This window comes from Mesorhizobium sp. M4A.F.Ca.ET.050.02.1.1 (assembly GCF_003997725.1).
Taxonomy (GTDB): Bacteria; Pseudomonadota; Alphaproteobacteria; order Rhizobiales; family Rhizobiaceae; genus Mesorhizobium.
This window is the reverse complement of record NZ_RZSG01000140.1, coordinates 1-10,712: the sequence shown is the minus strand read 5'-3', so window position 1 is coordinate 10,712 and position 10,712 is coordinate 1. Positions and strand designations below refer to the sequence as shown.

The 10,712-nt window shown below is 64.0% G+C and carries 9 protein-coding genes, 1 tRNA gene and 1 pseudogene; 5 read left to right on the top strand and 6 right to left on the bottom strand.

Annotation, left to right across the window (positions count from 1 at the left end):
* Positions 1 to 160 precede the first annotated feature (160 nt).
* Positions 161 to 237: transfer RNA gene (locus EOA33_RS12405), tRNA-Arg, on the top strand.
* A 51-nt stretch (positions 238 to 288) separates the two neighbouring features.
* Here the strand turns inward: EOA33_RS12405 and EOA33_RS12400 are convergent.
* Together EOA33_RS12400 and EOA33_RS12395 are read right to left on the bottom strand one after the other, a co-directional pair.
* Positions 289 to 1,056 carry a coniferyl-alcohol dehydrogenase gene (locus EOA33_RS12400; protein WP_127405747.1) on the bottom strand — a complete coding sequence of 256 codons (768 nt, stop codon included), beginning with the start codon at positions 1,054 to 1,056 and terminating at the stop codon, positions 289 to 291.
* 22 nt (positions 1,057 to 1,078) lie between these two features.
* Positions 1,079 to 2,554: a benzaldehyde dehydrogenase gene (locus EOA33_RS12395; RefSeq protein ID WP_210212571.1), complete on the bottom strand. Its 1,476-nt coding sequence runs from the start codon at positions 2,552 to 2,554 to the stop codon at positions 1,079 to 1,081.
* 429 nt (positions 2,555 to 2,983) lie between these two features.
* On the opposite strand from EOA33_RS12395, the pseudogene EOA33_RS41510 reads away from it, so the two are divergent.
* Positions 2,984 to 3,088: pseudogene (locus EOA33_RS41510) on the top strand (sugar ABC transporter ATP-binding protein); the annotation flags it as partial.
* An 81-nt stretch (positions 3,089 to 3,169) separates the two neighbouring features.
* On the opposite strand, the gene EOA33_RS12385 reads toward EOA33_RS41510, so the two are convergent.
* The 4 genes from EOA33_RS12385 to EOA33_RS12370 all read right to left on the bottom strand — a co-directional run bounded on the left by EOA33_RS12385 (position 3,170) and on the right by EOA33_RS12370 (position 6,092).
* On the bottom strand, positions 3,170 to 3,970 hold the full coding sequence (locus tag EOA33_RS12385) for a class I SAM-dependent methyltransferase (protein ID WP_126057068.1): 801 nt from the start codon (positions 3,968 to 3,970) through the stop codon (positions 3,170 to 3,172).
* A gap of 93 nt (positions 3,971 to 4,063) precedes the next feature.
* Positions 4,064 to 4,576, bottom strand: coding sequence for a GNAT family N-acetyltransferase (locus tag EOA33_RS12380; RefSeq protein WP_210212570.1), 513 nt, complete (start codon positions 4,574 to 4,576; stop codon positions 4,064 to 4,066).
* A 23-nt stretch (positions 4,577 to 4,599) separates the two neighbouring features.
* A complete protein-coding gene (locus tag EOA33_RS12375; protein WP_126057070.1) occupies positions 4,600 to 4,905 on the bottom strand; it encodes a DUF1778 domain-containing protein in 306 nt (101 codons plus the stop codon).
* Positions 4,906 to 4,976: 71 nt separating this feature from the next.
* Positions 4,977 to 6,092: a LacI family DNA-binding transcriptional regulator gene (locus EOA33_RS12370; RefSeq protein ID WP_190234261.1), complete on the bottom strand. Its 1,116-nt coding sequence runs from the start codon at positions 6,090 to 6,092 to the stop codon at positions 4,977 to 4,979.
* 620 nt (positions 6,093 to 6,712) lie between these two features.
* Here EOA33_RS12370 and EOA33_RS12365 point away from each other — a divergent pair.
* The 3 genes from EOA33_RS12365 (at position 6,713) to EOA33_RS12355 (ending at position 10,392) form a co-directional block, all read left to right on the top strand.
* Positions 6,713 to 7,675, top strand: coding sequence for a sugar-binding protein (locus EOA33_RS12365; RefSeq protein WP_126057071.1), 963 nt, complete (start codon positions 6,713 to 6,715; stop codon positions 7,673 to 7,675).
* A gap of 114 nt (positions 7,676 to 7,789) precedes the next feature.
* A complete protein-coding gene (locus EOA33_RS12360; RefSeq protein ID WP_127405744.1) occupies positions 7,790 to 9,334 on the top strand; it encodes a sugar ABC transporter ATP-binding protein in 1,545 nt (514 codons plus the stop codon).
* Between the two features lie 62 nt (positions 9,335 to 9,396).
* The gene (locus EOA33_RS12355) at positions 9,397 to 10,392 is read left to right on the top strand and encodes an ABC transporter permease (RefSeq protein WP_126057072.1); all 996 of its coding nucleotides are present in this window, start codon (positions 9,397 to 9,399) and stop codon (positions 10,390 to 10,392) included.
* Positions 10,393 to 10,712 lie beyond the last annotated feature (320 nt).

Genomic DNA, 10,712 nt, shown 5'->3' with positions numbered 1-10,712 from the left:
GATACGGCGCAGCCTTGACCGCCACATACGCCCTCGGGAAGCCTAACCGCTCCTGTGGCGTCAAATGCCTTGCCACCCCAATTGGCCGTTGAAGCCTTCGCGTGCTTCCGCTAAGAAGCCGTGGCTGGCTGGTTCACCGGCTGGTTCGTTTTACCGGGAAGCACCCGTAGCTCAGCTGGATAGAGCGCTGCCCTCCGAAGGCAGAGGTCACAGGTTCGAATCCTGTCGGGTGCGCCAATTTCAAGTAAGTATCCATAGCTTTCGCACCGATCGCGCGAGAACGCCGCGTCAGAGATAGGTGGAGGCCAGGCCACCGTCGACCGGCAGGTTGACGCCATTGATCCAGCGCGCCGCGTCCGAGCACAGGAAGACGACGGCCGGGGCGATCTCGTCTGCAAAGGCAGGGCGCTTCATTCTGCCACTGTCAACCTCGACCCGATCCTGACCAAGCATGGTGATGAAGTCGCCGAGGATTGGCGTAAAGACCGGGCCGGGCGCAACAGAATTCATGCGGATGTCACGCGAGAGGAAGAGCTGCTGCGCCCGCATGAACGTCCAGACGATCAGGGCTTCCTTGAAATATTGATAGCAGGTGTCTTGCGAAACCGGATTCGCAGCCAACCAGTCGTGACCAGACTGGAAGGTCCCGGTCGTTGCCAGGTCCTTGTGCAGGGCGAGGCGTTCCGGCCATGCGGCGCCCAATATCGATGCGAAGTTGACGATTGCCGCGCCCGGCGAAAGCCTTCCGACCACTGTCTCGGTCAGGTGACGCAGGCCGAGATAGTTGACGCGGGCGACCGTATCCTTGTCGGCGGTGCCCGGCACGCCTGCCGCGTTGACAAGCCCATCGAATTGCGCGGGCAGGGACAAAACGGCCTCGTCGATCGTATCCGGCTTCGAGAGATCGGCCTTCACGAAGCCATCCAGGGTAACCGCGGGATCATTGCGGTCGATGCCGATTACCCTTGCGCCATGGAAGCGGGCGAGACGGGCGACCTCGGCTCCGATCCCCGAAGACGCACCGGTAATGACCAGAAGCTTGTTGGAGAGATTCATGGTTCGATCTTTCGTGGATTGGTCAAAATGGATAGGGCGTTGCTTGTTCCTTGACGGAAATCCACATCCACTGCGTGAATTCCTCCCAGATCGCCGGGCCTGAGACGCGGCTGCCATTGCCCGAGCGCCGCCGGCCGCCGAACGGTGCGTGCGGCCCGGCGTTGACGGTCTGATCGTTGATGTGCAGATGGCCGACCTCTAGTCTTTCGCCAACGGACCTGGCGCGGTCGACGGAGGCCGAAATGACGCCGGCGGCGAGGCCATATTCGGAGCTGTTGACGAGAGAGATCGCTGCCTCTTCGTCGCGGAACGGGGCAATGCAGGCGACGGGCCCGAAGATTTCTTCCTCGAACGCACGCATGCCTCGCTCGATGCCGAACAGAACCGTTGCCGGATAGAAGCGGCCGCTTGCCTTGCCTCCGGCGAGCAGCTTTGCGCCCTTGGCGACGGCATCGTCGACGATGCCCTGGATTCTGTCGACCTGGGCATCGGAAATGATGGGGCCAAGCGCCACTTGGTCGGTCGAGGGATCGCCGGCAACCAGGTGTCCGGCTCTGGCGGCAAGGCGCGAAGCAATCGCATCGGCATGCTTCTCGTCGACAAGGATGAGACCGGTCGACATGCAGATCTGGCCCTGATGCAGGAAGCAGCCCCAGGCGGCATTCGACGCCGCGATGTCCGGATCGGCATCATCGAGAATGATCAGGGCGTTCTTGCCGCCGAGCTCAAGCTGAACCTTCTTCAGATGCTTGCCGGCCAGTTCGCCGACCCGGCTCCCGGCCGCCGCCGACCCTGTGAACGAGACCATCGCGATGTTCGCATCCGTGCAGAGGGCCTCGCCGGCGTCAATTCCGCCGGGGACGACATGGAGGACACCTGCGGGCAGGCCCGCTTCCTCGAAGAGACGTGCAATGATGATGCCACCGGAAATCGGCGTGCGCGGATCCGGTTTGTGGACGACGGCGTTGCCTGTCGCCAGAGCGGCGGCAATTGCGCGGACAGAGAGGACAAGTGGAAAATTGAACGGCGAGATAATTCCGACCACGCCGTGCGGCACCCGCCGCGCATGGTTCTGGCGTCCAGCATCCATGGTGGGAAGGGCGATGCCGTTCGGCTCGACAGCGGCAGCCGCGGCGTGGCGGATGAAGGCCGCCCCGTGATCGATCTCGATTTGCGCCTTCGCCCGGATGGAGCCGGATTCGCGCATTATCCAGCCGACGAGCTCTTCGCCATTGGCTTCCAGGATATCGGCCGCCTTGTTCAATATGGCCGCGCGCTCGGAGGGACGTTTCGCCGCCCAGGCCGGCTGCGCCAGATAAGCCCCAACCGCGGCTTGCCCGATGTCTGCCGCGCCGCCGACGCCCACCGAGGCCACCAACATGGCGGTCGCCGGATTGCGCACCTCGGCGACGCCGGCAGCCGTCTCACGCCAGCCACCCAGAAATGCCTTGCCGGTCCAGCGCGCCTCGTCGATGAAGCTCCTGCTTTGGATGTTCACTCGTTGATCCTCCCTTGCAAACATTCGCAATTGCTCTGCTGCGCACGCGGGGCATCTGGTCCTGCCGCTGCCAGCGCCCGCAGCAGGTGAATCTTGCCGGAGGCTGTTCGCGGCAACGCCTCAAGCGCACAGAATGTCTTTGGTACTTTGTAGGCTCATGCGCTTGGTGCAGTGGCTAACGAGCGCGGTGGCATCGAGGATGCAGCCTGGCCCCATCACCAAGACGGGGCCGACTTCACCCATTACACCGCGACCTCGGCACTGTGTGGCTCCTCCCTTGCCATCATTCGCTATGTCAAATAGCATTATTGCTATGCCGCATAGCATAGCATTGCTATCTGTCATAGTCTTTTTTGAGATTCCGGAAAGCCAAGCGGCGCAGAGCGGCGCGCTCGACAGATTGGTTGGTTGCGATCTGCGCCGGGCATCATCGTTGCAGTCTCCGACCGCATTGCCGTGCCGAGGCGCGGGGTGTCCGGCGAGCGCAAGATCTCCGAGACCAACCATGACGAGGTCGTCAAGCTGATGGTCGGCGTTGGAGGAATTACAGGAAAAGTACGCGGCGGTTTTCCGTCCGGAATTGCATCAAAACAAGTACTTAGCGCGAAAACGCCTCTAGCGAACAACGCCCCGGCAGGCCCAGGCGACATTGGCGAACGAGCGCGGGCCGTCGGGCCGGCCGGCCTGATAGGCATCGCGGACGGCGGCTTCGATGCGCGTCCGCTCTGCGGCGTCGACCGTGGACATGTATTTGCCGAGCGGCCCCTCGCCGGCGCCGATCGGCGCCCAGTAGTCGTCGAAATCCGCATAGTCCATGCGGATCATCAGCTCGGTCTCGGTGACGTCGGCAAGACCCTGCTCGACAAAGGTCCGCTTCATCTCGCCCGGCTGCATCATCGGCTGGAAGCAATAGCGGCTGCGCATCTGGCGGCCGCTTTCGCTGAGCGCGGCAACCGTGTCGATCATCATGCGCATGCCGGGCATGCCGCCGAGATGGTCCCACACCACCGCCGCGATCACGCCGCCGGGCCGCGTCACGCGGCGCATCTCGGCCACCGCCTTGCCGGTTTCCGGCACGAAGTGGAGCACGAGCAGGGCAAGGGCGCGGTCGAATGCGTCGTCCGCGAACGGCAAGGCGGTAGCGTCCGCTTGGCTGAAGGTGATGCGCGAATCGGTGTTGCGTGCCTTGGCCGCCTCGATGAAGACGGGCGAGAAGTCGATGGCCTGGATTTCGGCGAGGCCGGCGGATTTCGCCAGCTCGAAGGTCAGGCTGCCGGTGCCGCAGCCGACGTCGAGGATCTTCTCGCCGCCGGCCAGGCCGGCGAAGTCGATGAATTTGGGCGCCAGCCTGCGGCTCCAGCGTCCCATCAGCTGCTCGTAGCCGGATGCCTGGTGCACGGTGAAGCTCGACGTCATCTCGCTCTCCCTTCGCTGGCCTCAGGCTAGTCCTCGACGGGATCGATGCCAAGTGGTGGTAAGACGACCTCGTCGTTCGAGCGGCCGGACGACTCAGACTTTCGAGAACAATGCCTGCACTGTCTCGATCGGCATCAGCATCACTCGCTCGCCCAGCGAAGACAGAATGAAGCCGTGCCGCTGATAGAAGCCGACGGCGTCATCGTCTATCGCATGCGCCACCACGGCGCGAACCCCGGCGATCTCCGACACGGCCAAGCAGCGACGCAGCGCATCGGCAAGCAGGTCCCCGCCAAGCCCAAGTCCCTGGAATGCCTGATCGACCGCCAGGCGGCCGATCAGCAGCAGCGGGACCTGCTCGGGCATACCCCGCCTCAGCTTCGCGCTTGGCAGCGCGATCCGTTCTTCCATCGCCGTCGAGATCGCATAGTAGCCGATGACGCGATTATTCATGTTCGCGTCACAGATCACATAGGTCCGGGCGGACAGGCCCTCGCCGGCAAGAGCGCGATTGCGCAACCAGTCATCGAGCGTGGGATGCCTGCCGTTACGAAACGGGGACACATCGTGGCCGACGGTCAGCCGTTCCGGAGGGCTGACCCGCAACCCCGGCCCTCCACCAGCAGGCATCAGCGCTCCCAGGCGGGCTTGCGCGTCATGCGCGCGCGAAGTTCCTCGTTCGGTTTGTCGGGGGCGTCGAGCAGATCGAGCAATTTCTGATGCGCGTCGGCATCGAGAAAGAAGGCGCGCTGGTCGAGAATGGTTTCTTCAGCCTGCCTGCGGGCGCTGTCCAGCATGAATTCCGACAGTTTCTGCCCGCGCAAACCCGCGGCGCGGCTGAGAATGGCCTTCGTCCCCGCCGAAGCGCGGATCTGAATCACATCATCCTTTCGCGCCGCATCGCGATCGCGGCCGGCATGATTGGACTGCGGCATCGAAATCCTCCTGCATCAGGATCAGATATCTAGCAATTGTCATGACAATGTCAATACAGGCTCGCAGGATCTCACCCCGTAGCGTCCCGGACCCCGAGCCTGCCCACGCTCTCCCGCTCCACCAGCGGGCATTCCAGCTTGGTGATGGGATAGCGGCCGCGGCCCGGCGTGGGCGGCGCTTCCAACTGCTCGATCGCCCATTGGCCCATCGCCATATGCGGCAGGATCGATGTCGTCAGCGGCGGGAACAGATGGCGGGCGATCTCCTCGTCGTCATAGCCGACGACGGAAATATCCTCGGGGATATGCAGGCCGGCCTCCTTCAGCGCCTCGTAGCAGCCGATCGCGGTGCGGTCGTTCTGGCAGAAGATGGCGGTCGGGCGCTCCTTCAGGGCGAGCAATTTGACGGTCGCGGCATAGCCGGCGCTGGCCGACCAATCGCCCTCGACCACCAGCTCCGGATCGAAAGGAATGTCGGCGGTGGCGAGCGCGCGGCGATAGCCTTTCAGCCTATCTTGAGCCGCTTGCATCCAGGGCTCGCCGGTGATGGTGGCGATACGGCGGTGGCCGTGGCCGATGAGATGCCTTGTCGCGCTCTGGCCGCCGGCGATCTCGGAGGGCACGACCGCCGGGAAGGCATAGTCGGCGGTGTAGCAGTTGAGCAGGATGACCGGGATGTCGAGGCTGTAGAGGAACTCGGGCGCCGCGATCTCGCGGGTGAAGATGGTCATGTAGATCAGCGCCGAGATGCCGCGCCTGGTCAGCGCTGAAATAGCGCGCGGCTCCATGACGGCATCGCCCATGGTCTGCGCGACAAGCAGCACGTTGCCGGCATTCCACGAGGCCTGGCGCGCGCCCTCGATGGCGACCACCGCCTCGGGGCTGGTGGCGAGCTGGTCGACGGCGAAGCCGATGACGCCGTCCAGCCCCTCGAAGGGCGTCACCGGCGGCCGCAGGGCGGAAAACACAGGCGGCGAGTAACCCAGCGACCGTGCCGCTTCGATCACCCGGTCGCGGGTCTGCTGCGAGAGCCTGATGCCGGGCGAATTGTTGAGCACGAACGACACCGTCGCCTGCGAGCAGCCGGCGGTCCTGGCGATGTCGGTCATGGTGACGCGGCCCTTGGGCCTGGCGGCGCGTCGCCTGGACGCCTCCGGGGGATCGCGCAATTCCGTCGGTTCGCTCATGGTCGTTTTCCCAACCCCGGCCGGTTGTTAAGCAAAGGCCGGCAGCAACGGCAAGATGGCTTTCGTGGAAGCGCATTTATCGAAATGCAGCTTGATTATAACTATTATCACACGCAACGCATTCCGCGCCAGCCGCACCGCACGCCGACGAAACGACCGGACAAGGTCAGCAAAGCTGACGATTTTCCTTAGAATTTCCGCGCGATGGGCCCGCTTTGCCGCTGGCGCTCTTCTTCCTCCCTTGCGCTCTGCTTTGGCTGCCAGATCTCCCGCCCGGGCGGGATCGGCCATCCTCGATAACTAATACTATTTACTAATAGCCGTAAGCGTTCTACTGTCAACTCGTCGTTACCGGATCCGGGCTTCCGGCTGGTGGCGTAAAGGCGTGCGATGCGGTGCGCCATCGGGCCGGCAAGCCGCCGGAAGAGGGTCGCCGCACACTCACGAAAATGTCAGACAAATCGGACTATTTACGAACTGCGAATGAGTGTCTAGTGTCTCGGTCGCGGCTGGATTGGCGCCATTCTCAGGTTGCCGGATCTGGGGCCAAACCCTTGAGGAGAGGGGCGCCCGCGCCGCAAGCGACACATTCTGTCTGTGTTTCAAAAGGGAGGTTGAACATGAAATCTGTGATCCGAACTGCGTCCATCGCCGCCGCGGCCCTGGCGCTCGGCCTGTCGGCAAGCGCGATCGCGCGCGCCGACGACAAGCCGACGCTGGCCTTCGTCGTCAACGGCGCATCCGACTTCTGGAAGGCGGCGGAAGCCGGCGTGAAGAAGGCGCAAGGCGAGCTTCCGGACTACAATCTGGAGCTGAAATATCCGGAGCAGTCGTCCGTCGCCATCCAGCAGCGGCTGATGGACGACCTGGTGACGGCCGGCGTCAAGGGCATCATGGTCTCCGCCGTCGACCCCAAGACTTCGACCGACGGGCTGAACAAGATCGCGTCCCAGACGGCACTGTTCACCACCGATTCGGACGCCCCGCAGACCAAGCGCGTCGCCTATATCGGATCGTCGAATGTCGATGCCGGCAAGCAGGCCGCCGAGATCGCCAAGAAGGCGATGCCGGACGGCGGCAAGTGCCTGGGCTTCGTCGGCCTGCTCGGCGCCGACAATGCCAAAGAACGCATCGAAGGCATGAAGGACGGGCTCAAGGGCAGCAAGATCGAGCTGGTCGACGTTCGCGGCGACGACATCGATCAGGCGCGCGCCAAGAAGAATGTCGAGGACGCGCTGGTCGCCAGCCCCGACATCACCTGCATGGTCGGCTTCTACTCCTACAACACGCCGCGTATCTATGAAGCCCTGCGCGACGCCGGCAAGCTCGGCCAGATCACCGTCGTCGGCTTCGACGACGATCCGATCACGCTGGGCGGCGTCAAGGAAGGCACCGTTGCCGCCACCGTGGTGCAGCAGCCGTTCGAGTGGGCCTATCAGGGCATGAAGCTGATGGCCGCCTATCTCAAGGGCGACAAGTCGGGCATCCCGGAGGGCGGCCTGATCATCGTGCCGACAAAGATCATCGGCAAGGACGATGTCGACGCCTACGCCGCGAACCTCAAGGCGATGGCCGGCAAGTAGGACGACGCACGTTTCGCCGGCTCAGGGATCTGCCTTGAGCCGGCGATCATATTGACGGGCCCGCGAAGGCCCGTCAGTCTGAGGCCAAACGCCCACCGGCTGCTGTCAGGCGTGATGAATTATTCCGACGTATCCATCGCTCAATCCACGATTGCTCCGTTCCTGAGCCTGGACGGCGTGCGCAAAACCTATCCCGGCGTGGTGGCGCTGGACGGCTTCTCAATGGAGGTGAGGCCGGGCGAGGTGATCGGCCTGGTCGGCGAGAACGGCGCCGGCAAATCGACGCTGATGAAGATCCTCGGCGGCGTGACGCGGCCGGACAGCGGCACCATCATCGTCGACGGCGTCGCGCATGAGGGACTCACGGTCGAAGCCAGCATCGGTTCGGGCATCGCCTTCGTGCACCAGGAACTCAATCTGTTCGAGAATCTCGACGTCGCCGCCAATATCTTCTTCGGCCGCGAGCCGCTGCGGGCCGGGCCGCTGAAGCTGGTCGACCGCGGCAGGCTGCGCGACATGGTGGCGCCGCTGCTCAAGCGCGTCGGCGCCAATTTCTCAGCCGACGCGCCGGTCGCCTCGCTGTCGCTTGCCCAGCAGCAGATGGTCGAGATCGCCAAGGCGCTGTCGATCAAGGCGCGGCTGGTGATCCTCGACGAGCCGACCTCCAGCCTGCCGATCGCCGAGACCGACAAGCTGCTCGACGTCATCAAGGCGCTGAAGGTGGAAGGCATCAGCGTCATCTTCATCTCGCACCGGCTGCACGAGGTCGAGCGGGTCGCCGACCGCGTCGTCGTGCTGCGCGACGGCATGCTGGCCGGCACGCTGGCGAAAAGCCAGATCGACCACGACCAGATGGTCAAGCTGATGATCGGCCGCATGCTGAAGGAACGCGAGCGGGTTTCGGATTCCGCGCATGCGCCGGGCGGCGTCGCGCTCTCGGTCCGGGCTGTGCGCACCAGCGCCTATCCGGAGCGTCCCGTCGACCTCGAGGTCCGCCATGGCGAAATCCTCGGACTAGCCGGTCTGGTCGGCTCTGGCCGCACTGAGCTGGCGCGCGTGCTGTTCGGCATCGACGAATGCTTTGGCGGCAGCGTTACGCTCGACGGCAAGACGCTGAAGCTCGGCTCGGCCGCCGACGCTGTCGCGAGCGGCATCTTCCTGGTGCCGGAGGATCGCAAGCTGACCGGTATCCTGCTCGACCTATCGATTGCCCAGAACATCTCGCTGCCCAACCTGCCGGCGCATGCGAAGCGCTCGCTGGTCTCGACGAGCGCGGAAGTTGCCACCGCGGAGAAGCAGAAGAGCAATCTCGGCATCAAGGCGCCGTCGGTCGCGACCCGCACCGGCACGCTGTCGGGCGGCAACCAGCAGAAGGTGGTGCTGGCCAAATGGCTGGCGATGAACCCCAAGGTGATGATCCTCGACGAGCCGACGCGCGGCATCGACATCGGCGCCAAGGCCGAGATCTACGGGCTGATGCGGGCGCTTGCCGATGCCGGCGTCGCGGTGCTGATGATCTCAAGCGACATGGAAGAGGTGATCGGGGTGTCGGACCGCATCGCGGTCATGCATGAGGGGCGGATATCCGGCATTCTCGACAAGGACCATTTCAGCCAGGAGAACGTGCTTCTGCTGGCTGTGGGCAAGACGCCGAAATAGTTTTGTTTGCCACAGGGTCCGGCCGCAAAACCGTGGACCCTGCCGTCAAGGGGAGGACAACGATGAGCAAGAAGGATCTCGGCCTGCTGGTCCTTATCCTGGTGGTCGGCGCCGTCGTGACGGCCATCAATCCGCGCTTCCTGTTGCCGATCAACCTTGCCAACACCTCCAACCTGATCGGGCTGTTCGGCATCCTTTCGATCGGCCAGGCCTTCGTCATCATCACAGGCGGCATCGAACTGTCGGTCGGCTCGCTGGTCGCGCTGCTCGGCACGCTGTTCATCGACTTCATCGCCGTGCGCGAGCTGGACTGGCCGCTGGCCTTCGTGCTGATCATCGCGCTCGGCGCCATCATCGGCCTGGTGCATGGCTGGCTGATCACGCGGCTGAAGCTGCAGCCCTTCGTGGTGACGCTGTGCGGCTTGCTCATCTACCGCGGCGTGGCGCGCTTCTACACCGCCGACGGCACGGCGGGCTTCGCCTTCGGCCAGAATTTCCCGGACCTCGAATTCCTCACCGCCGGACGCAGCTGGGGCGTGCCGAACAGCTTCATCGCGCTGATCATCATCGCCATCGTCATGTGGGTGGTGCTGCACCGCTCGGTATTCGGGCGCTATCTCTACGCCATCGGCAAGAACGAGGAAGCGGCGAAATATTCGGGCATTCGCACGGGCCGCATCGTCATGGCGGCCTACGTCATCTGCGGCGTGCTGACGGCGCTGTCGGCGATCTACTTCGCCATGTACACGCGCTCGATCTCGCCGGCGAGCCACGGCCAGTTCTACGAGCTCTATGCCATTGCCGCGGCCGTACTCGGCGGCTTCTCGCTGCGCGGCGGCGAAGGCTCGCTGATCGGCGTCATCCTCGGCACGGTGCTGCTGCAGGAGCTGCAGAACCTCGTCAACCTGCTTGGCATCCCGTCCTCGCTGAACTTCGCGGTGATGGGCGGGGTGATCCTGATCGGCGTGCTCGTCGACCAGCAATGGGGCGTGTTCCGGGCGCGGCGGCAGATGATCGACGCCACGCGCAGGAACGTCGCCGGCGCGCCGGCGGAGTAGCTTCCCTCGTTCGAGCTCGGCAGGCAGCGGGCAGTTTCAACTTCGCGGGCTGCCACCCTTTTTCGGACGTTGGCGCTGCCCCTGGCCTGCCTGCCGGCATCCTCTTCCCGTATAGTGACGGGGAGAGGGGCGCTCTCTTCGATGATTTCGCCAATTTCGAATGTTGCTAGATAGGCGCCGAGGCTGCGGTCGGTGTCCAGCCGATAGATGGGTAACAGTTTGAACCGGATACATAGGTAACAGTTCTCCCCCTATTTGTCCGCTGCAGCGCCAAGCGGATTGGTTAGCGCGGCGCTGCAGCGGACAAGCGTCATACGCCT